The organism is Streptomyces sp. NPDC050121 (assembly GCF_044460385.1).
In the GTDB taxonomy this organism is placed as follows: domain Bacteria; phylum Actinomycetota; class Actinomycetes; order Streptomycetales; family Streptomycetaceae; genus Streptomyces; species Streptomyces soliscabiei.
Map to the genome: position 1 here is coordinate 113660 of NZ_JBITJV010000003.1, position 20484 is coordinate 134143.

Annotated in this window: 19 protein-coding genes; 8 read left to right on the forward strand and 11 right to left on the reverse strand. The window is 70.9% G+C overall.

Annotation, left to right across the window (positions count from 1 at the left end; all coding sequences use genetic code 11):
• The first annotated feature begins 4 nt into the window (after positions 1 to 4).
• Positions 5 to 958: a GTPase Era gene (era, locus tag ACIBTS_RS05355; RefSeq protein ID WP_319336798.1), complete on the forward strand. Its 954-nt coding sequence runs from the start codon at positions 5 to 7 to the stop codon at positions 956 to 958.
• A 17-nt stretch (positions 959 to 975) separates the two neighbouring features.
• Here the strand turns inward: era and ACIBTS_RS05360 are convergent, their stop codons facing one another.
• The 8 genes from ACIBTS_RS05360 to ACIBTS_RS05395 form a co-directional block, all read right to left on the reverse strand.
• Entirely contained in the window at positions 976 to 1623 is a 648-nt protein-coding gene (locus ACIBTS_RS05360; RefSeq protein ID WP_399316751.1) for a hypothetical protein, read from the reverse strand.
• A gap of 23 nt (positions 1624 to 1646) precedes the next feature.
• Positions 1647 to 2963: a hypothetical protein gene (locus ACIBTS_RS05365; RefSeq protein ID WP_399316753.1), complete on the reverse strand. Its 1317-nt coding sequence runs from the start codon at positions 2961 to 2963 to the stop codon at positions 1647 to 1649.
• Positions 2960 to 3823, reverse strand: coding sequence for an ATP-binding cassette domain-containing protein (locus ACIBTS_RS05370; protein WP_399316755.1), 864 nt, complete (start codon positions 3821 to 3823; stop codon positions 2960 to 2962). Before ACIBTS_RS05370 ends, ACIBTS_RS05365 begins: the two co-directional genes overlap by 4 nt.
• Positions 3824 to 3881: 58 nt before the next feature.
• The gene (locus ACIBTS_RS05375; protein WP_319672185.1) at positions 3882 to 4307 is read right to left on the reverse strand and encodes a hypothetical protein; all 426 of its coding nucleotides are present in this window, start codon (positions 4305 to 4307) and stop codon (positions 3882 to 3884) included.
• Between the two features lie 115 nt (positions 4308 to 4422).
• The gene (locus ACIBTS_RS05380; protein WP_399316757.1) at positions 4423 to 5682 is read right to left on the reverse strand and encodes an MFS transporter; all 1260 of its coding nucleotides are present in this window, start codon (positions 5680 to 5682) and stop codon (positions 4423 to 4425) included.
• Complete coding sequence (locus ACIBTS_RS05385) at positions 5679 to 7025, reverse strand: GH1 family beta-glucosidase (RefSeq protein ID WP_399316759.1); 1347 nt, start codon at positions 7023 to 7025, stop codon at positions 5679 to 5681. The genes ACIBTS_RS05380 and ACIBTS_RS05385 overlap by 4 nt, the downstream gene beginning before the upstream one ends.
• A gap of 82 nt (positions 7026 to 7107) precedes the next feature.
• The gene (locus ACIBTS_RS05390) at positions 7108 to 7374 is read right to left on the reverse strand and encodes a protealysin inhibitor emfourin (RefSeq protein ID WP_399316760.1); all 267 of its coding nucleotides are present in this window, start codon (positions 7372 to 7374) and stop codon (positions 7108 to 7110) included.
• Positions 7375 to 7395: 21 nt separating this feature from the next.
• A complete protein-coding gene (locus ACIBTS_RS05395; protein WP_399316763.1) occupies positions 7396 to 8466 on the reverse strand; it encodes a M4 family metallopeptidase in 1071 nt (356 codons plus the stop codon).
• Between the two features lie 343 nt (positions 8467 to 8809).
• Between ACIBTS_RS05395 and leuA the strand changes: the two genes are divergently transcribed.
• The 5 genes from leuA to ACIBTS_RS05420 all read left to right on the forward strand — a co-directional run bounded on the left by leuA (position 8810) and on the right by ACIBTS_RS05420 (position 15660).
• Positions 8810 to 10531 (forward strand): 2-isopropylmalate synthase, encoded by a 1722-nt coding sequence (gene leuA, locus ACIBTS_RS05400; protein ID WP_399316765.1) that lies wholly within the window; start codon positions 8810 to 8812, stop codon positions 10529 to 10531.
• Between the two features lie 219 nt (positions 10532 to 10750).
• Positions 10751 to 11446, forward strand: a complete 696-nt coding sequence (locus tag ACIBTS_RS05405; RefSeq protein WP_399316767.1) for a TerB family tellurite resistance protein — start codon at positions 10751 to 10753, stop codon at positions 11444 to 11446.
• A 164-nt stretch (positions 11447 to 11610) separates the two neighbouring features.
• Positions 11611 to 13668 carry an MMPL family transporter gene (locus ACIBTS_RS05410; RefSeq protein WP_399316770.1) on the forward strand — a complete coding sequence of 686 codons (2058 nt, stop codon included), beginning with the start codon at positions 11611 to 11613 and terminating at the stop codon, positions 13666 to 13668.
• Between the two features lie 67 nt (positions 13669 to 13735).
• Positions 13736 to 14992, forward strand: a complete 1257-nt coding sequence (locus tag ACIBTS_RS05415; RefSeq protein ID WP_399316772.1) for a sensor histidine kinase — start codon at positions 13736 to 13738, stop codon at positions 14990 to 14992.
• A complete protein-coding gene (locus ACIBTS_RS05420; RefSeq protein ID WP_099937358.1) occupies positions 14989 to 15660 on the forward strand; it encodes a response regulator transcription factor in 672 nt (223 codons plus the stop codon). Before ACIBTS_RS05415 ends, ACIBTS_RS05420 begins: the two co-directional genes overlap by 4 nt.
• Positions 15661 to 15684: 24 nt before the next feature.
• Here the strand turns inward: ACIBTS_RS05420 and ACIBTS_RS05425 are convergent, their stop codons facing one another.
• The 3 genes from ACIBTS_RS05425 to ACIBTS_RS05435 all read right to left on the reverse strand — a co-directional run bounded on the left by ACIBTS_RS05425 (position 15685) and on the right by ACIBTS_RS05435 (position 17733).
• On the reverse strand, positions 15685 to 16572 hold the full coding sequence (locus ACIBTS_RS05425) for a hypothetical protein (protein WP_399316774.1): 888 nt from the start codon (positions 16570 to 16572) through the stop codon (positions 15685 to 15687).
• A gap of 91 nt (positions 16573 to 16663) precedes the next feature.
• Positions 16664 to 17218, reverse strand: a complete 555-nt coding sequence (locus ACIBTS_RS05430; RefSeq protein WP_399316775.1) for a SigE family RNA polymerase sigma factor — start codon at positions 17216 to 17218, stop codon at positions 16664 to 16666.
• A gap of 50 nt (positions 17219 to 17268) precedes the next feature.
• Positions 17269 to 17733: a GNAT family N-acetyltransferase gene (locus tag ACIBTS_RS05435; RefSeq protein WP_399316776.1), complete on the reverse strand. Its 465-nt coding sequence runs from the start codon at positions 17731 to 17733 to the stop codon at positions 17269 to 17271.
• Between the two features lie 45 nt (positions 17734 to 17778).
• Here ACIBTS_RS05435 and ACIBTS_RS05440 point away from each other — a divergent pair, with 45 nt between their 5' ends.
• Together ACIBTS_RS05440 and ACIBTS_RS05445 are read left to right on the forward strand one after the other, a co-directional pair.
• A complete protein-coding gene (locus ACIBTS_RS05440) occupies positions 17779 to 18576 on the forward strand; it encodes an SCO2525 family SAM-dependent methyltransferase (protein ID WP_399317191.1) in 798 nt (265 codons plus the stop codon).
• Between the two features lie 43 nt (positions 18577 to 18619).
• Entirely contained in the window at positions 18620 to 20482 is a 1863-nt protein-coding gene (locus ACIBTS_RS05445; protein WP_399316778.1) for an SCO2524 family protein, read from the forward strand.
• The last annotated feature ends 2 nt before the right edge of the window (positions 20483 to 20484 follow it).

Genomic DNA, 20484 nt, shown 5'->3' on the forward strand with positions numbered 1-20484 from the left:
GGCCATGAGCGTTCGTAACCAGTCATCCGAGCAGTCGGCCGAGTCCGTACACCGTGCCGGCTTCGCCTGCTTCGTGGGCCGCCCCAACGCGGGCAAGTCCACCCTCACGAACGCTCTGGTCGGGAAGAAGGTGGCGATCACCGCCAACCAGCCCCAGACGACGAGGCACACGGTCAGGGGCATCGTGCACCGCCCCGACGCCCAGCTGATCCTGGTCGACACGCCGGGCCTGCACAAGCCGCGCACCCTGCTCGGCGAGCGGCTGAACGACGTCGTGCGCACCACCTGGGCCGAGGTCGACGTCATCGGTTTCTGTCTGCCGGCGAACGAGAAGCTGGGCCCCGGCGACCGCTTCATCGCCAAGGAGCTGGCCGGGATCAAGCGGACGCCGAAGGTCGCCGTCGTGACGAAGACCGACCTGGTGGACTCCAAGACGCTCGCCGAGCAGCTCATCGCGATCGACCAGCTCGGCAAGGAGCTGGGCATCGAGTGGGCGGAGATCGTGCCGGTCTCGGCCGTCGGTGACCAGCAGGTCGAGCTGCTGGCCGACCTGCTGATCCCGATGCTGCCTCAGAGCCCGCCGCTGTACCCCGAGGGCGACCTGACGGACGAGCCCGAGCAGGTGATGGTCGCCGAGCTGATCCGCGAGGCGGCGCTGGAGGGCGTCCGGGACGAGCTGCCGCACTCCATCGCGGTGGTCGTCGAGGAGATGCTCCCGCGCGCGGACCGTCCGGCGGAGAAGCCGCTGCTCGACATCCACGCGAACATCTACATCGAGCGCCCCAGCCAGAAGGGCATCATCATCGGCCCCAAGGGCAAGCGCCTCAAGGACGTCGGCATCAAGTCCCGCAAGCAGATCGAGGCACTGCTCGGCACCCCCGTCTTCCTCGACCTGCATGTGAAGGTCGCCAAGGACTGGCAGCGCGACCCGAAGCAGTTGCGCAAGCTGGGGTTCTGAGACGCGTCGCCCGGCCGTCAGCCCTGTTCGTCGCGTTCCGCGCGGCGTGGGGTTGTCGTGGCCGCCAGTACCAGGCCCACCGCGCACAGCACGGTCGCCGTCACGGCGGCCGGGACGCTGTGCGGGCCGTGGATGGACCATGCCCACGGCTCCGGCGTGTTGTCCCAGCGCACACCGGCCAGCAGCGTGGGCCCGAACATCGCCAGCGGCGGTAACCAGGCGAGCCCGCTGCCGAACAGCCGGGCACCGATCATGGCCAGCCCGAGATAGCCCGCGACGTTGCGGACGGCGGCCACGGTGACCCCCGCGGACGCGCCCGCCGCCATCGGCAGCACGGCCAGCAGCGTCGCGTATAGCAGCACGGCGGTCATGTGCACCGCACGGTGCCGGTGCATCGGCTGCGCCGCCGTGTGCTCCAGGTCGGCCATCGGCGAGAACGTCGTTGTGGCGAGCACCACCGCGTGCACAACGGGCACGACGGCCGCCAACGGCACGCTGTAGTCCGTCAGATGGCGCAGCTGCGGCAGCGGCAGCTGCTGCCCGGCGTACACCGTGGCGGCGATGGCGACGGCCAGCGTGACCAACGCCGCGCGAGGCACCCCTCGGCTTCGGGCGTAGCCGATGAGCGCACGCAGTCCCGGTGACGCCGGGGTGTACGAGAACACACGCCTCACTTCGTCGGCGCCGTTCACCGCGGCGGAGCGGGAACGGCGCGGCAGGCCCGTATGTCGGCGGCGGCGGCGGCCAGCCAGCGGTCCTGCTCGGCCGTGGGCGACTTCAGGAAGCGCTCCAGCGCGGCGGTGAACTCGTCGCTCCAGTAGCCGTTCTGGACCTGCGCGCGACTGCGGACCACGGCCTCGAAGAGGAAGGTGTCCGGGTAGTCCCCGATCTCCTTCATCAGGTGCGGGGCACAGCCCTGCGGCGGCTGTGGCAGGGACGCGGCGAGCATGTCCTGGGTCAGTCCCTCACGGTCGATCCCTGGTGTGTACACGGGCAGTTCGGCGGTCGGCGTGGCCCCGGACGGCGCGGTGAGCCCGCGTTCGTAGTACGTGCGGGTGAGGCCGGGGACGGTTCCGACGGTGCGGTCGACCCGGCGCAGCGCGACCCGGACTTCCGGCAGCAGATGCCGGTCGTCGGGCCACAGACAGGCCTGTGCGCCGCCCTCGGTGGCGCACACGGGTCGCTCCGGCTGCGGGGTCCGCTCGGCCCAGTACAGCTCGGGCAGCGGGGCACGGAAGGTGAACAGCGCCCCGGCGGCGACGACCGCTGCCAGTGCCACCGGCAGCAGGGTGCCCAGTGCGGGACGCACGGACCGCCCGCGCAGCAGACCCGGCAGGGCAAGGATCAGCAGGCCGCAGGCGAGGCACCAGACGGCGGCGGTCAGCAGTCGGCCGGCGTTCGGCTGGAAGGCCATGTCCCAGTGCACGTCGAGCGCCGGCACCAGCGCCCACGGCAGCACGGACCGCTCGTCGGAGAACAGCGCGATGCTCACCAGGGCGCCGTACCAGCCGAGACCGACGAAGGGGACGGCGATCCGGGACGGGGAGAGAACGCCGACGACGACACCGACCGCGGTCTGCAGGCCGACCAGGGCGGCGCCGGTCAGCAGTGGCGACCACACGGGCGCGGTGACCTCGCTGACGCCGGCGGTGCGGGAGAAGGCCATGGCCGCGAAGAGCGCGTACACGGGCAGTGCCCACGCCATGGCGGAGAGCCACACCATGACGTTCTGCTCCCAGCCGCTGCGGGCGGTCGTCTCCGCCCAGGCCAGGGTGCGATAGCGGCGCACACGGCCCGCGGTCCAGGCGGCGCCGGTGCTCACCAGCGGGCCCATCACCATCACGGCGAAGATCTGGACCTCGACGGAGCTCTGCGTCCACCAGCCGACCCAGTCGCTGGTCGCCGCGTCCGCGCCGAGGAAGTACCAGGCGCCGATCAGCGTCATGAGGGCGGCGATCCACCGGGACTCGCCGCGCCGCATCTCGGTCCACAACATGCGGATCACAGCACCGCCTCCTCAGGGCCGACCAGGTGCAGATAGCCCGATTCCACGGTGCCGTCCTCGCCGGGCAGTGCGCACAGCTCGGCCAGCGTGCCGGTGAAGCGGACCCGGCCCTCGAGGAGTACCGAGATCCGGTCGCAGGTGTGGGCGACGTCCTCGGCGAGGTGCGTGCTCATCACGACGGCGGAGTGTTCCCCCAGCCCCTTGATGAGATCGCGGAAGCCGACGCGCTGGGCCGGGTCGAGGCCGACGGTCGGCTCGTCGAGCAGGACCAGCGCGGGCCGGTTGACCACGGCCTGGGCGATGCCCACGCGGCGCAGCATGCCGCCGGAGAGATCCCCCATCCGCCGGTCCGCGTGCTTCTCCATGGCGACCTGGCGCAGCGCCGCACGGGCCTGGTCGCGGCGCCCGCGGGAGGGCACCTTGCGCAGCCAGGCGGCGTACTCGACGAACTCGAGCGCGGTGAAACGCGGGTAGTAGCCGAAGGACTGCGGGAGGACGCCGATCCGTTCGCGTACCCGCCGCACGGCTCTGCGGCCGCCCGCCCCCACTGGTTCGCCCAGCAGGGTGACGATGCCCTCGTTCGGCTGTTGCGCGGTGCTGAGCAGGGACAGCAGCGTGCTCTTGCCGGCGCCGTTGGGCCCGAGCAGCCCGGTCACGCCCACCGGGAAGCCGAGCGAGACCCCGTCGAGGGCGGTCAGCGAGCCGTAGCGGACGGTGGCCTGCTCCACGGCGGCGATCGTCTCCGCCGGTCGGGTCGTCCTTGTCTCCGCGGACCGGTCGCGGTCGGCCTGTGCGGGCGGGATGGGGCCCGCCGCGGCCGACTGGAGGTCGGCCGCGGCGGGGTCGTTGCCAAGGGACACAGTGTTCCTGGTTCCGTCGGTGCGGTTTCTTGTGTGTTGCTTCTACCGGCCGGCCGGGTCAGTTCTCGGCGGCCGCGAAACCGACGCCCCGGCTGCCCGGCACGGCGGCCCAGCTCACCTGCGTGTAGTACTTGTTGGACGTGCTGGTGTCCTTGTACGAGCCGCAGCCGTAGCCCTGCGAGTAGCTGCGGGACGCGGTGGCTATCTGGCGGTCGGGCGACAGCGAGATGTCCCGCCAGACGGAGGCGGTGAAGGTACGCGTGTCGTTGACCGGCACATCGCCGCACGCCTTGACGTGGCCGGAGCCCGGGCCGGACCAGCGGTTACTGTCCTCCGCACTGCCCGACGTGGCGACCGCGAACGGCAAACGGCTTCCACTGATCTCCGCGGCCAGCGCGCTGACGGTTGGAACGGCCACCACGAAGGCCGCCATCGCGGCCACCACGGCGGTCTTGTGCTTGTACGTCATCAGACGGTTCTGCACGTCAACTTCCCCCTGTTCAGGGCCAATTGGTCGCCACGAAGACTATGTGTGACACCTGTTGCCTGTCTGTGTGGGAGATCACGGAACCGCTGACGGCGATTTGCCATCGCACTATTCACTCCACCCCCCTGATCCGCCCCACCAGCACCGCCCCCGCCAGGCCGATCACGGCGGCCACCAGGTACAGCACCCGGTAGCCGCCCAGGTAGGTCACGATCGGCGCGGCGAGGGCGGGCGCCGCGACCTGGGGCAGGGAGTTGGCGACGTTGATGACGCCCAGGTCCTTGCCCCGGTCCACGGCCTTCGGCAGTACGTCCGTCATCAGGGCGAAGTCCACCGAGGTGAAGACCCCGAACCCCACACCCAGCACGGCCGCCGCGACGATCGCCCCCGGCCAGGTCTGCCAGGCCGCGAGCCCCGCCGTCGCCACCGCCATCAGCACGCCCGACCAGATCACGAACGGCTTGCGCCGGCCGACCCGGTCCGACCAGACGCCCCCGACGACGACCGTGGCGAGCAGCGTCACCCCGTTGACGGCCGTCAGGATCAGCACGCCCTGCTCGGGGTCGGCGTAGTCCAGCCGGTCCCGCAGGTAGTACAGCAGGTAGAGCAGCACCAGCGCGTTGCTCAGGTTCATCAGGAAGCGCGTCAGCCACGCCCACCCCAGGTCGGGGTATTTGCGCGGGCTCAGCCAGAACCCGGCCGCGAAGCCCCGCCAGGACCACACCGGCCGGTCCGCCGCCGGCAGCCGCAGATCCTCGTACCGCAGGACGTACGGCAGCACGCCCACCACCGTGAACACCGCGCACGCCGCATATCCGGCCCCGACGCCCCCGGCGACCGTCGCGAGCCCCGTGCCGCCGACCACGCCCAGGATCTGCGCAACCCCCAACCAACCGCCCACCGAGCCCCGTTGGAGCCGCGGCACCCGGTCGGGCACCGCCGCCGTCACCGCCGCGAAGGCCGCGTTCAGGGTCAGCTGGACCAGGCACCAGCCCGCCGCCAGCGTCCAGACGCCGCCCGCGCCCGCGAGCAGCAGCAGCGACAGCGCGCCGGCCGCCGCGCCGGCCACGATCCACGGTGTGCGCCGGCCCCGGCGGGACGTCGTACGGTCCGACAGCGCGCCGAACACCGGGTTCGCGGCCAGCGAGATCACCGCGCCCGCGCCCGTCACCCAGGCCAGCATCGTCTCCTTCGACATGCCGGAGCCGGGCGCGAAGTCCTCGGCCTGGGAGGCCAGCAGGATCTGCAGCGGGCCGTACCAGCCCACCCAGATCGCCCCGTTGGCCAGCGACAGGGCCGACGTCCAGCCCCGGCCGACCCGCTCGACCGGCTCGGCCAGCGCGGCGACCGGAACCCGGTCGGCCGTCGTCATCCCCGTGCCTGCGATCTCTGCGCCCGCAGCACGTCCCGCAGCCAGGCGTACGACGCCTTCGGGGTTCTGGTCTGGGTGGCGTAGTCGACGTGGACCAGGCCGAAGCGGCGTGCGTACCCTTCCGCCCACTCGAAGTTGTCCAGCAGCGACCACACGAAGTAGCCGCGCACGTCGACGCCCGCCTCCAGCGCCTTGTGCAGGGCGCGGAGGTGGCCGTCCAGGTAGGCGATGCGGGCCTGGTCGTCGAGGCCCTCGTAGGAGCAGCCGTTCTCGGTGATGACCACCGGCGGGAGGCGGTCGCCGTAGCGGTCCTTGAAGGTCGTCAGGAGTTCGGTGAGGCCCTCGGGGACCACCGGCCAGCCGAAGTCCGTGACCGGGACGCCGGCTATCTCCTGGACGGAGAAGGGGAGTTCGGCCGGCATGGTGATCCCGCCGAACTCGATCTCGGTGCCCTGCGGGGCGCCCACCCGCGTCGGGGCGTAGTAGTTGATCCCGTACCAGTCGAGCGGCTCGGATATCGCCTTCAGGTCGGACGCCACGTCCCCCGGCATCAACTCGCCCAGCCCGTCGGGGTATTCGCCGAGCAGCAGCGGCTCCGCGAACAGGCGGTTCAGCAGGACGTCGTAGAAGGCCGCCGCCTCCAGGTCGGCGGGCTCCCGGGAGGCCGGCCAGGTCGGGCCGTGGGAGTTGGCGACGCCGATGTCGGTGGCGCCGGCCGCGCGCAGGGCCTGGACGGCGAGGCCGTGGGCCAGAAGCTGGTGGTGGGCCACCGGCAGCGCGTCGAAGAGCAGCTGCCTGCCGGGGGCGTGGGTGCCGAGCGCGTGCCCCAACAGGGTGTGTTCAGCGGGCTCGTTGAGGGTGATCCACTTCTTGACGCGGTCGCCGAGGCGGTCCACGACCACCGACGCGTACTGCGCGAACCGGGACGCCGTGTCCCGCTCCAGCCAGTCCAGGTTCGCCGGGAGGTCCCAGTGGAAGAGGGTGGGGACGGGGCGTACGCCTGCCGTCAGCAGTGCGTCGACGAGGCGGTCGTAGAAGTCGAGGCCGCCGGGGGAGTTCACTCTCGGCCAGGAGATCGAGAAGCGGTAGGCGTCCACTCCGAGGCCCGCAAGGAGGGCCACGTCCTCGCTGTAGCGGTGGTAGTGGTCGCAGGCCACGGCCGCCGTGGAGCCGTCCTTCACCCGGCCGGGCTCGGCCGTGAAGGTGTCCCACACGGACGGTTCGCGCTGGTCGACCGCGCCCTCGATCTGATGGGCGGAGGTGGACACCCCCCACAGGAAGTCGGCCGGGAACGGGGGGAGCGGGGGAATCGGATGGGCCGCGGCACGCGGATCGTTCGCCATGGCCGGGATCATCCTTACCCACGGGTAAGGAAGTCAACGCCCGGGCGTGAAGTGGCAGTTCACGCCCGGTGCGACCAACCGATCAGGCCCCTTCCTTCAGTACCCGCGAGATCAGCTCCCGCTGCTCCCGGGTGAGCCGGGGATCTGCCGCGTACACCGTCTTGCCGTCCACGGTGATCTCGTAACGGAACCCGTCGGGCACACCCATGGGCGGCCGGCCCTGACCGGCTGCGACCGCCTGCTCGGCCAGGGCGTGCCAGTCGCCGGCATCGGGCCGCCCCGAGGTGTCCACCTCGGCCTGCCGCTCGATGCCCGCGAACCCGCCCGTGCGCCTCACCTGAATACGCATGGGTCCCTGTCTATCCCGCGGTCACAGAATCCGCACCCCCACCTGCTCCCATGCCTTCTCCACGGCCTGGAACTCCTCCCCGCCGTCGCCGAAGCGCTCGCGCGCGGCCTTCACGGTCAGCCCCGCGAAGTCGGTGAAGAAGGCCCTCTCGGTGAGCTCGCCGCCGGTCAGGACGTCGTACCAGATCTGGCCCGCCTTCTCCCAGGCGTGGCCGCCGAGGGCGGTGGCGGCCAGGTAGAACGCGTGGTTCGGGATGCCCGAGTTGATGTGGACACCGCCGTTGTCGCGGCCGGTGCGGACATAGCCGTCCATCGTCGCGGGCTGCGGGTCCTTGCCGAGGACGTCGTCGTCGTAGGCGGTGCCCGGCGCCTTCATGGAGCGCAGGGCGGTGCCGGTGACGCCCGGGGCGAGCAGGTCCGCGCCGATCAGCCAGTCGGCCTCGGCGGCGGTCTGACCGAGGGAGTACTGCTTGATGAGCGAGCCGAAGACGTCGGACATCGACTCGTTGAGGGCGCCCGGCTGGCCGTTGTAGGTCAGGTTCGCCGTGTACTGCGTGACGCCGTGGGTGAGCTCGTGCCCGATGACGTCGATGGAGGAGGTGAAGTCGACGAAGATCTGGCCGTCACCGTCGCCGAACACCATCTGTTCGCCGTTCCAGAAGGCGTTGTTGTAGCCCTCGTCGTAGTGCACGGTGGCGTCGAGGGGCAGCCCGTCGCCGTCGATGGAGTGGCGCTGGTAGGCCTTCAGGTAGAGCTCGAAGGTGGCGCCGAGGCCGGTGTAGGCACGGTTGACGCTGGCGTCCTGGCCGGGCTCGGAGCCCTCGGCGCGGACCTTGGCGCCGGGCAGGGTGGTGCCGTGCTCGCAGTCGTAGACGGTGCGCAGCGGCTGGTCCGACGGCGCCTTCGCCTTCGGGGCGGCCACGAGGCCGTACTCGGTGTTCACCTGGCGCAGGGAGCGCAGCTCGCTGTCGCGCAGGATGGTGCGCCGGGCGGGGCCGGCGAGGGCCGGATCGTCGCTCCTGGCCAGCCGGTCGAGGATGTGCGGCGGTACGACGGTGCAGAAGACGGGCTCGAAGCCCCCGTGGGTCGTCATGCCCGGCACCTTTGCACTGCGTTATCTCGCTGTCACCACAGGCAACCATGATCGGTGAAAAACGGTGACAAACATGGCCGATCCGTGGCTTCAAGTGGTATGGAGCACGTTTCGTCCCTTTTCCTGTATTTGTTTCCGCTGGTCCCGCATACTGATACGGACCCGCGTGACACCAGTGTCTCGGCTAGGCTGCGGAGCACTATGCGTTTCGGGCTGCTTCTCCTTAGCTGCCGCGGCGAGGGCCTGTAGTCGAGGCCGACCCCCTCCCCGCGGTGCTTGGTGTTGCGCGTCGGCCGTCCTTCCGTCCGGACATTGTCCGGTCACCCCGAGGAGCCAACGCCCCATGGCGAACCGCCAGCAGCCCAGCCAGATGCCGGTCCACAAGTACGGACGGTACGAGCAGGTCGACATCGCCGACCGCACCTGGCCGAACAACCGGATCACCACCGCCCCCCGCTGGCTCTCCACCGACCTGCGTGACGGCAACCAGGCCCTGATCGACCCCATGTCGCCCGAGCGCAAGCGCCGGATGTTCGACCAACTGGTCAAGATGGGCTACAAGGAGATCGAGGTCGGCTTCCCGGCCTCGGGCCAGACCGACTTCGACTTCGTGCGCTCGATCATCGAGGAAGAGGGCGCGATCCCGGACGACGTCACGATCTCCGTGCTGACGCAGGCCCGCGAGGACCTGATCGAGCGGACCGTGGAGTCCCTGAAGGGCGCCAAGCGCGCCACCGTCCACCTGTACAACGCCACGGCCCCCGTCTTCCGCCGGGTCGTCTTCCGCGGCTCCAGGGACGACATCAAGCAGATCGCCGTCGACGGCACCCGCCTGGTGATGGAGTACGCCGAGAAGCTGCTGGGCCCGGAGACCGAGTTCGGCTACCAGTACAGCCCCGAGATCTTCACCGACACCGAGCTGGACTTCGCCCTCGAGGTCTGCGAGGCGGTGATGGACGTCTACCAGCCCGGTCCGGGCCGCGAGATCATCCTGAACCTGCCGGCCACGGTGGAGCGTTCGACGCCGTCGACGCACGCCGACCGCTTCGAGTGGATGGGCCGCAACCTCTCCCGCCGCGAGCACGTCGTGCTGTCCGTCCACCCCCACAACGACCGCGGTACGGCCGTGGCGGCGGCCGAGCTGGCGCTGATGGCCGGCGCCGACCGCATCGAGGGCTGTCTGTTCGGGCAGGGCGAGCGCACCGGCAACGTCGACCTGGTCACCCTGGGCATGAACCTGTTCTCGCAGGGCGTCGACCCGCAGATCGACTTCTCCGACATCGACGAGATCCGTCGTACGTGGGAGTACTGCAACCAGATGGAGGTCCACCCGCGCCACCCGTACGTGGGCGACCTGGTCTACACGTCCTTCTCCGGCTCCCACCAGGACGCCATCAAGAAGGGCTTCGACGCCATGGAGGCCGACGCGGCCGCGAAGGGCGTCACCGTCGACGACATCGAGTGGGCGGTCCCGTACCTGCCGATCGACCCGAAGGACGTCGGCCGCTCCTACGAGGCCGTCATCCGCGTCAACTCGCAGTCCGGCAAGGGCGGTATCGCGTACGTCCTGAAGAACGACCACAAGCTGGACCTGCCGCGCCGGATGCAGATCGAGTTCTCCAAGCTGATCCAGGCCAAGACCGACGCCGAGGGCGGCGAGGTCACCGGCTCCGACATCTGGGCCGTCTTCCGCGACGAGTACCTGCCCAACCCCGAGAACGCCTGGGGGCGGATGCAGCTCAGGGCGGGGCAGTCGACGACCGACAAGGACGGCGTGGACACGCTGACCGTCGAGGCCGAGGTCGACGGCGCGGAGACGACGCTGGTCGGCACCGGCAACGGTCCGATCTCGGCCTTCTTCCACGCGCTCCAGGGCATCGGCATCGACGTACGTCTGCTGGACTACCAGGAGCACACGATGAGCGAGGGCGCGTCCGCGCAGGCCGCCTCGTACATCGAATGCGCGATCGACGACAAGGTCCTGTGGGGCATCGGCATCGACGTGAACACGACGCGTGCCTCGCTGAAGGCAGTCGTCTCGGCCGTCAACCGCGCGACGCGCTAGCACCGCTCGGCAGGCGGCATCCTTGACGCCAGGTCCAAGGCCTGACCGGCGGTTTAGGGGCTCTGGTCGTCGCATACGGCGACCAGGGCCCCGTCGTTTTCGGCCAGCGCGGGGTGGAGGTCACGGAAAGGTCTCGTCCTGGGTGCTGACTACTCCTGCCCGATGTGGCTAACATCACGCAGACGCGGCGATGTTGCCGCGCCGTTAAGGAGGTGCGACGTGCTGCCAGGACGGGGACGAGACGGCCGTGTCACCAGGCTTGCCCGCATCCTGGGCACCCGCACCGCGTGGACGACCGTGGGCGACGGAGAGTTCTTCTGCCCGGGCTGCGGCGGCGACCGCAACTACCAGCGGCTGACCGGCCGGCGCCGCTTCACCGTCCTCGGCGTGCCCGTCGCGCCGCGCGGCGAGACCGGGCCGGTCGTCGAGTGCGCCGCCTGCCGACGCCACTTCGGCACCGACGTCCTCGACCACCCCACCACCATCCGCTTCTCCGCGATGCTCCGCGACGCCGTCCACACGGTCGCCCTCGCGGTCCTGTCCGCGGGCGGCGCCTGCGCCCCGACGTCCCTGCAGACGGCGGCGGGCGCGGTGCGCGCGGCCGGCTTCGCCGACTGCACCGAGGAACAGCTCGCCGCCCTCGTCGACGCCCTCGCCGCCGACACCGGCCCCAGCTACGGCGAACCCTACGGCGCGGGCCTCGCCATAGAGCTCCACGAGGCTCTCGACCCCCTCGCCCCGCACCTCGCGCCGGCCGGCCGCGAATCGATCCTGCTGCAGGGCGCCCGCATCGCCCTCGCGGACGGCCCGTACACCCCCGCCGAGCGCGAGGTCCTCGCGACGGTGGGCACGGCCCTGATGATCTGCGCGGACGACGTGACCCGGCTGCTGGCGGCGGCCCGCACCCCGTCCTGACGTCGAGCTGACACGCCCCTGATACTCCCCAGGGAGTAACGCGGCCGCCCGGCCGCCCCCGGCAGTACCCCCGAACTCGCCCTCGCGTGCGACGAAGCGCCCCTTGCGTACCGGAAGTCTGGAGAGCGCAACCGGACGACCGTGTCGAAGGGAGGGCCCGTCTCATGGGGGCCGGGAAAAGGAAGAGCATCCCCTGGGTGATGCTCGCGCTGTGGGTGGGTGTGCTGGCGCTCGCCTCGCCGTTCGCCGCCAAGCTCGCCGACGTGCAGCACGACGGGATCACCGACTACCTGCCGGCGAGCGCCGACTCGACCAGGGTCGCCAAGCTGCAGGATCGGCTGCCCGGTGGCGAGAGCACCGAACTCGTGCTGGTCTACCACCGGGCCGGCGGGCTCACCGCCGCCGACCGGGCGACGGCTGGGGAGCAGGTCGCGCGGATCGCGGGGGACCACACCCTGACCGGTACGCCGCAGGGCGTCCCATCCGCCGACGGCGCCACCCTCATGTACCCGGTCGTCACCAACGAGCCCGGCACAGACGAGGGCAAGCGGGACGCGTTCGTCGAGGCCGTACGCCAAGTCGCCCACAGCCAGGGCGCTTTGACGGTCGAGGTCGGCGGGCCGGCAGCGCTGTCCACCGACGCGGGCAAGGTGTACGACTCGCTCGGCGGGCCGCTGCTCTACACCACCGTCGCCGTCGTCGCCATCCTGCTGATCCTCATCTACCGCAGCCCGCTGCTGTGGCTGGTGCCGCTCGTCGTGGCCGGGATCGCCGACTACCTGTCCATGGGCGTCGCCTACGGCCTCCACCAGGCCTTCGGCACCTCGGTGTCCGGGCAGAGCTCGGGCATCATGACCGTCCTCGTCTTCGGCGCGGGCACGGACTACGCCCTGCTGCTCGTCTCCCGCTACCGGGAGGAGTTGCGGCGCGTGGAGCGGCCGTACGACGCGATGCTGGCCGCGCTGCGCGGCTGCGGGCCCGCCGTGCTCGCCTCCTCCGGGACCGTCGCCGCCGGACTGCTGTGCCTGCTCGCCGCCGACCTCAACTCCAGCCGGGGGATGGGACCGCTGGGCGCCGCCGGGGTGCTGTGCGCGCTCGTCGCGATGCTGACGCTGCTGCCCGCGCTCCTCGTCGTGCTGGGCCGCCGGGTGTTCTGGCCGCTGGCGCCCGCCTTCGGCAGCACGCCCAGGACCCGCCGGTCGCTGTTCGCCGCGATGGGCACCTCGGCCGGACGGCGCCCCCGGACCATCCTGGCGGCCGGGGCCGTCCTTCTCGGCGCGCTGGCGCTCGGCGCGCTGAACCTGCCCGGCGCGGTCAGGCAGCAGGACGCCTTCGTCGACCGACCCGAGTCGGTCGCCGCCATGGAGACCCTCGCGGCCGCCTTCCCGGAGCGGTCCGCCCAGCCCATCGAGGTCATGACCCAGGCCGGCCGGGCCGACGCCACGCTCGCCGCGATCCGCGACACCGGCGGCGTCGCCGACGCCCGCGTCGGCCGCACCGGGGACGGCTGGACGGAGATCGCGGTGACCGCTTCCGCGCCGCCGCAGTCGGCGGCCGAGACGGCGACCATCGAGGCCCTCAGGGACCGGCTGACCGGCTCCCACGTCGGCGGGCCCAGCGCCCAGCGGATCGACATGGTGGACACCAGCGCCCGCGACCGGCTGATCGTCGTGCCGATCGTCCTCGTCGCCGTCCTGCTGATCCTGATCGTGCTGCTGCGGTCGCTCGTCGCGCCGCTGATGCTGGTCGCCGCCGTGGTCGCGGTGTGGGGCGCGGCGCTCGGCATCGGCGGACTGGCGTTCGGGCCGGTGTTCGGCTTCGAAGGCACGGATCCGGGGCTGGGGCTGCTGTCCTTCGTCTTCCTGGTCGCCCTCGGCGTCGACTACGGCATCTTCCTGATGCACCGGATGCGGGAGGAGTCGGTGCGCGGCGCCGAACCCGTCACCGCCGCGCTGACCGCGCTGCGCACGACGGGCGGGGTCATCGCCTCCGCGGGCCTCGTCCTCGCCGCCACCTTCGCCGTGTTGACGAACATGGGGCTCGTCCAACTCGTCGAGCTGGGCTTCGTGATCGCGGTGGGCGTGCTGCTGGACACCTTCCTCGTGCGGACCTACCTCGTGACCAGCGCGAGCGTGGCGCTGGGGCGGCGGGTGTGGTGGCCGGGCCGCCTTTCGCGGGCGCCCGAACCCGAAGTCGTCGACCGCGAGCGGCAGTCCGCGTGACACAGGCTCTGAGCACCCGGGCGCCCCTCCCTGTCGGAGGGGCGCCTGCGTGCCGCAGGATGAGGTCGTGCAGGCAACCACGACACCAGGGCGTTCCCGGCGGGCCGAGCGCGTCATGACGGTGATCAACCGCGACCCCCGCTCGGCCCCGCACCGCACCCGCACCGACGCGCTGCTGGCCGCGGTGATCGCCGCCCTCGCCACGGCCCTCGGCCTCCTCGGCAGCGACGGGTCGCGCCCCGACGTGCTCGGCTGGACGCTGCTGCTCGCCGCGCACGTGCCCCTGGTGTGGCGGCGCAGCCGTCCGATGCCGGTCCTGTTCGCCGTGGTGGCCTGCATCGTCCCGTACCACGCTCTCGACAACGACCACACGGCGCCCGTCGCCGTGACCATGGTGGCGCTCTACACCATCGCGTGCACCGGCACCGCCCGCCGCACGCTGCTCACCGGCGTCTCCCTCCTCGGCGTGACGCTGATCGTCAACGCGGTCACCAACCCCGACGGCGTGGTGGAGGTGCTGCGGATCTCCGGCTGGGTCATCGCCGTCCTCTTCTGCGGCATGAGCGCCCGCTACTACCGCCAGTACGTCGCCGCCATCGTCGAACGCGCCGAACGCGCCGAACGCACCCGTGACGAGGAGGCCCGCCGCCGCGTCGCCGAGGAACGCCTGCGCATCGCCCGTGACCTGCACGACCTGCTCGCGCACACCATCACCCTCATCGGCGTGCAGACCTCCGTCGCCGCGCACGTCCTGGCCGCCGACCCCGACCGCCTCGACCGTACGGCCGTCGCCAAGGCCCTCGACGACATCGCCGAGACCTGCCGCAGCGCGCGCGGCGAACTCCGTACGACGCTGGAGGTGCTGCGCGAGAACGGCGCCCCCGACGCCCGCGGCCCGCTGCCCGGCCTGCACGGCCTGCCCGACCTCGCTCAGACGGCCCGGGTGGCGGGGGCGAGCGTCGATCTGTCGGTGGGGGCGGGGGAGGTGCCGCCCGCGGTGGGCGCGGCCGCCTATCGGATCGTCCAGGAAGCGCTGACGAACGCGGTCAGGCACGGCGGGCGGGCCGATCTCGCGGTCGGGGTGCGGGTGTACGAGGAACACGGCGCCCTGCGGGTGACGGTGACCGACGACGGTGGCGGTACCCCCGCTCCAGCGACCCCGAGAGGGGGGGACGACGTCGGCGCGGGCCCGCCCGGGTTCGGACTCGTCGGAATGCGGGAACGGGCGCGCAGCGTGGGCGGCACACTGGAGGCCGGACCGAGGAACGACGAGGGGGAGGGGTTCGAGGTGCGTGCCGTACTGCCGACGGAGGTCGGCCGGTGAGCCCGATCCGGGTGCTGCTCGCGGACGACCAGACACTGGTTCGGGCCGCGTTCGCGATGCTCGTCGAGTCCGCGCCGGACATGGCGGTGGTAGGCCAGGCCGGCACCGGACGGGAGGCGGTGGCGGTGGCCCGTGGGGAGCGCCCCGATCTGGTCGTGATGGACATCCGCATGCCCGACCTCGACGGCATCGAGGCCACCCGGCTGATCGCCGCCGACGAGGAGCTGGCCGGGGTCCGCGTGCTGGTCCTGACGACGTACGACACCGACGAGAACATCGTCGAGGCGCTGCGCGCGGGCGCCTCCGGCTTCCTGGTGAAGGACACCCGGCCCGCCGACCTCCTGGACGCCATCCGCACGGTCGCCGCGGGTGAGGCGCTGCTGTCGCCCGGCCCGACGGCCCGCCTGATCGCCCGGTTCCTGCGCAGCCCCGTCGGGCCGCCCACGGCAGGCGGCCCGGAAGAGCTCTCCGAACGGGAGCGCGAGGTACTCGCCCTGGTCGCGCGCGGCCTGACCAACACGGAGATCGCCGAGGCGCTGGGCCTCAGCCCGCTCACCGCGAAGACCCACGTCAGCCGCATCATCGGCAAGCTGGGCGCGCGCGACCGGGCGCAACTGGTCATCGTGGCCTACGAGTCGGGCCTGGTGACACCGGGGCGGGCCTCGTGACACCGGGGCGGGCGTGAACGCCCCCTACGGCAGGGTCCGCTCGTAGGACTTGTCGTCGTCGGAGTCGTAGACGAGCTTGCCGGCCGCGTCGTAGCCCTTGATGTGCGGGGCCACGGTGACCTGCTGGTTCAGGATGCCGGCGGCGACGAACCAGCCGTGGTCCAGGGCGGCGGTGACGGGGCCGCCGCCGCCGTAGGAGACGGTCACCTTGGCGACCGACGGCTCGACCGTGCCGATGAACCCCCAGCGGAACGGCAGCTTCCAGTTGCCCTTGTCGAGGAACGACTGCTGGTACAGCTTGCCGCCGTTGATGTCGGCCACGACCGGACCCGCGTCCGGGGCGCCGGCGTCGCCCGAACCGGAGTTGATGCCCACACCCTCGCCGCTCCTGACGTTGCAGATCACCCGGAAGCCGGCCGGCTGCGTCTTGGTCGCGACGACGTACATGCCGTCGCCGGGCGCGTTGGAGTCACCGGTGCTCTTGATCGCCAGGATGATCCGGTAGTCCGCTGCCTTGCCCAGACCCTCGCGGCCCAGCGCCGACGGCGTGTTCTTCTGGTCCCAGTCGATGCACTTCTGCAGCCCGTCCGCCGCCTGCGCGAACGTGATCCCGTCGAACAACTGCCGGTCGGTGGCGGGCCGCGCGGGCCCGGTGGGTGTGGCGGACGGGGTGACGGCCGGGCTGTGCGGGGCGCTGACCGACGGCCTCGGCGCCGCCGTGTCGGCGCCCCGCTCCCCGTTCCCCCCGGCCACGGCGTACGCCCCCACCGGCACCGCGGCCAGCGTCGCCAGCGCCGCGCCGGTCACCGCCGCGCGCCGCCGCCGCTCGGCCAGTCCCCGGCGCCGGATCGCCGGATACGGCGCCGGGGAGGGCCGAACGGCGTACGCGTCCTCAGCGAGCAGCTCACGCATCCGCTCCTCGAACCCGAAGTCTTCCTGGTTTTCTGTGTCTTCTGTGTTTGCCGGGTTTTCTGTGTTTGCCGGGTTATCCGGGTTTTCTGCCTCACCCACGGCTGCCTCCCTGCCCCTGAGCCCGACCCTGGCCACCGGACACCGCGCGGCCGACGGGAGCCAGCCCCGGATACGTACGCAACTTCGCCAGCCCCTTCGAGGCCTGGCTCTTGACCGTGCCGGGCGAGCAGCCGAGCACCTCGGCCACCTCCGCCTCGGACAGGTCCTCCCAGTACCGCAGCACCACCACCGCCCGTTGCTTCGGGGGCAGTTGGGCCAGCCCGGCCATCAGGGAGCCACGCTCCTCGACCCGCCCAGCGCCCTCGTCCCGCCCCGCCCGCTCCGGCGGCGCCGCGGTCAGCGCCTCGGTGACCCGCCGCTTGCGGAACCGGTCACTGTTGCAACTGACCAGCATCCGCCGGACATACGCCTCCGGGTTGTCGGCACGCGAGATCCGCCGCCACGACCGGTACGCCTTGGCCAGCGCGGTCTGCGTCAGGTCCTCCGCGTGGTGGACGTCCCCCGTGAGCAGATACGCGGTCCGCACGAGCCGGGACCACCGCGCTCTGACGAACTCCTGGAACCGCTCCTCTAGTTCCGCCTGCATCAAGCACCCTCCTCGCCCTCCAGACCACCGGACGGACGAAATCGGTTGCCTTACAGGGTCAGTCTCATGAGGCGGCGGTGTTTGCCGGGGCCGAAGTAGTCCTCGTGAGACTCGCCGACGGGCACGAAGCGCAGCGACTCGTAGAGGCCGATGGCGGCGGTGTTGCGCGGGTCGACCCAGAGGGTGACCGTGTGCGCGCCCTCCTTCCGCAGGTTCTCCAGCACTTCCTTCATCAGCTGCCGGCCCAGCCCTTGCTGCCGCTCGCCGGGCGCTACGCCCAGGCTGAAGATCCAGCTCAGTCCTTCGTACGGCGGCGTGGCCAGCACGTATCCGCACAGGACGCCGTCCCTTTTCGCCAGCAGCAGATGGTCTGCGTAGGTGTCCATGAACTGGCGCAGGACGGCCTCGGGATACGGGTCTTCGGGAAAGGCCTCACGATCCACGCGGACGAGCTCGGGCAGATCCGTCTCGACGGCCTTGTTCACCGAAACGGCCAGAGGGTGAAGTGCTTGCATCGGACCAGAATTGCCCGGTGATACGGACCGTTCAAGTCCTTGGAGGTGTTGATACGGTGGGGCATGCCTTTCGGATCATCGGAAAATCCGGCGCAGTTGAACGCAGAGGCACGGTGGGAAGCTTTCGATCCCGTGGCCTACGTTCGGAAGAACTACCGCACCGTGCTCTCTGTCGACGCGGAGATCATGTCGATCGTCCGCGCCCACTTCAGTGATCATTTCCGTGGATCTCCAGGCCTGCGGGTCCGGGGCATCGATGTGGGCGCCGGAGCCAATCTCTATCCGAGCTTCATGATGCTGCCCTGGTGCGACGAGATCACCTTGCTGGACCGGTCGACGCCGAATCTGCACTATCTGAAGCAGCAGTTCGACAGGCACGACCACGGCTGGGACGCCTTCTGGCGGGAACTGTGCCTGGACGACGCCTATGCCACGATGCCCGGCGGGCCGTGGGAGCGCTTCGGCGAGGTCGCCCGGGTCGAGCAGGGCGATATCTTCGCACTGGTCGACCGACCGGAACAGTGGCAGCTCGGCACCATGTTCTTCGTCGCCGAATCCCTTTCCACCTCCTACGAGAAGTTCCGCAAGGGAGTGGAGTGCTTCCTGCGATCCCTGACACCGGGTGCGCCTTTCGCGGCCGCGTTCATGGAACACTCCGAGGGCTACTGGGCGGGAGAAACCCTCTTTCCCGCGTGCGACGTGAGTGAATCCGACATCCGTGACAGCATCAAGGACTATGCCGAAGGCCTGCGGATCTACCGGATCGGACAGCCGGGGGAGGTGCGGCCGGGCTACACCTCCATGATTCTTGCTTGCGGTTTCCGTGGGACGGGTAACTCCTGAAAGCCCCTTCGGCGGGGTGAAGCGATCTGTGAGGGGGCACAGAATGCAGATCAAGCCGCGTCAGCACCTGTTGGAGATCTGGCAGGCCCTGGCCCGTCACTCCTTCGACGCGGGGACCTGGTCCTGGGACGAGCGGGGCGGGCTCAGCAGCGTGGCCGACGCGGAGCGGCTGCTCTGCCTTCTGTACCCGGCCACCGAACTGGCGGCGTTTCGCCTGGACGACCCCGACACCACCCAGCTCGACGTGGGACGGGCCCTGAAGAACGCGGGTGACTCCAGCGAGATTCCCGCGAAACTCGTGGAGATCCTCGGCGACTTCATGGAGCGGCACCGTGGACAGGGCGGCCCCGCCTTTGCCGGCGGTCACTGCTTCGCCCCGCAGGACCCGGAGCGGGAACTCTCCCAGGAACAGAGGGACGTCGGCGTCGTCGACTCCTACTCCCTGTCGATCACCCTGTGCCTGGCTGCCCTCGGCTTCCTGAAGGTGTATCGGAGCAAGACCCAACGGGCCTCCACTCTCGCCAGGATCGACCAGCTCAGGGAAGACACGAGCGCCCGACTCACCGCCGCCATGGTGAGTCTGCTGCGTTCCTTCACCGTCAACGTCGTCGACGTCTCCTCCGAGCAGGGGCGTGCGCTCGCCCGGCTCCTCGGCCGGGGCCGGCTCTCCGACCGGCAGGTCCTGGGGCGCTTCCAGGACCGCTGCAACTCGCTGCGCTCCCTCATCGCCGAGAGCGTCACCCTCGGCCTCGACGGCGACGTCACCGACGAACTCCGCAACGACAACCGTCTCTTCGAGTGCGGCTGGGCCTGGAGCCTGGTTAAGGGCGCACCCGAGATCGACGTGGAGCCCAAGACCGCCGAGGACATCGGCAAACAGCCCGAGGGCGTTGCACGCCCCGTGCCCTACCTGTACTTCACCGTCGTCGCCCTCGACGGCATCGTGGACCTCTTCTCCGAGCGCACCCTCGTCCTCGGCCTGCTCACCGCCGAACAGCAGAGGCTGGCCGAGGCACTGCGACTGCGCTGGGAGATCACCCAGCAGTACTGGTCCGCCATCGCCCGCTTCGACGAGGCGACCTGGCCGCTGGAGGACATCCCCTGGCGAACCACCCTCCAGCAGTTGGAGTCGGAGTACTTCTCCCTCTCCGTCGCCTCCATCCTCGTCTACGACCTGATGCGTCGCCGCGCCACCGACGACGATCTCACGCGCACCGTCGCCGTCATGGAACGCCTTGCAGAACGCGGCCGGATCACCAGCGGCACCACCCGTCACGACCCGGCGATCGGCCTGCACAACCCCGGGGTCAGCCTGCCACTGCTGGGCAGCGAGAAGCTCGGCCCGGCCATGAAGTGGACGATGACGGACTTCTCGGCGCACCTGCTCAAGCGGACCGTCCAACTGTGCTCGCTGTCGAGGAACATCGCCTCGCGCGACCGTCTGCTGCGGCTCGCCGAAAGCACCCTCGACCACCTCTGGGCGCGACGGATCACCGACGGCGAGGGCGTCGGCCTGTGGGACGACGTGCACGCCGTCTACCCCGAATCGCCCCTGGTCCAGCAGCCGTTGTCCTGGAGCGTCACCGAGCGTGTCACCGAATGCATGGTCGCCGCGCACGCCCTCTACTCCCAGGTCCCCATCCGCAGCGTCGAACTGTCGGCGCAGGCCCAGGAGGTGATCAGCGAGGCCGCCCACCTCTTCGGCAAGGAGCAGATGGAGCAGCCCGCCCCCGCCCCGAAAAGCAGCCAGGGTGAACTGATCAGGGGCATCGAGGCAGACCTGCGCCGCGCCCGGGAACTGGTCGACAGACAACCCGGCACCGCGTACTCACTGGCCCTCGACGTCCTCCGCCGGCTCGACGAACTCGAGCGCGCCCGGGACGACTCCGGCTCCTGGAAGGGATGAGC

What these genes read in the sequence shown, in the direction of transcription:
- ACIBTS_RS05410 (WP_399316770.1), top strand. Translation starts at nt 11,611, where the DNA reads ATGGGGGCCGGGAAAAGGAAGAGCATCCCCTGGGTGATGCTCGCGCTG.
- ACIBTS_RS05380 (WP_399316757.1), bottom strand. Translation starts at nt 5,682, where the DNA reads ATGACGACGGCCGACCGGGTTCCGGTCGCCGCGCTGGCCGAGCCGGTC.
- ACIBTS_RS05425 (WP_399316774.1), bottom strand. Translation starts at nt 16,572, where the DNA reads ATGCGTGAGCTGCTCGCTGAGGACGCGTACGCCGTTCGGCCCTCCCCG.
- era (WP_319336798.1), top strand. Translation starts at nt 5, where the DNA reads ATGAGCGTTCGTAACCAGTCATCCGAGCAGTCGGCCGAGTCCGTACAC.
- ACIBTS_RS05395 (WP_399316763.1), bottom strand. Translation starts at nt 8,466, where the DNA reads ATGACGACCCACGGGGGCTTCGAGCCCGTCTTCTGCACCGTCGTACCG.
- ACIBTS_RS05430 (WP_399316775.1), bottom strand. Translation starts at nt 17,218, where the DNA reads ATGCAGGCGGAACTAGAGGAGCGGTTCCAGGAGTTCGTCAGAGCGCGG.
- ACIBTS_RS05385 (WP_399316759.1), bottom strand. Translation starts at nt 7,025, where the DNA reads ATGGCGAACGATCCGCGTGCCGCGGCCCATCCGATTCCCCCGCTCCCC.
- leuA (WP_399316765.1), top strand. Translation starts at nt 8,810, where the DNA reads ATGGCGAACCGCCAGCAGCCCAGCCAGATGCCGGTCCACAAGTACGGA.
- ACIBTS_RS05435 (WP_399316776.1), bottom strand. Translation starts at nt 17,733, where the DNA reads ATGCAAGCACTTCACCCTCTGGCCGTTTCGGTGAACAAGGCCGTCGAG.
- ACIBTS_RS05390 (WP_399316760.1), bottom strand. Translation starts at nt 7,374, where the DNA reads ATGCGTATTCAGGTGAGGCGCACGGGCGGGTTCGCGGGCATCGAGCGG.
- ACIBTS_RS05445 (WP_399316778.1), top strand. Translation starts at nt 18,620, where the DNA reads ATGCAGATCAAGCCGCGTCAGCACCTGTTGGAGATCTGGCAGGCCCTG.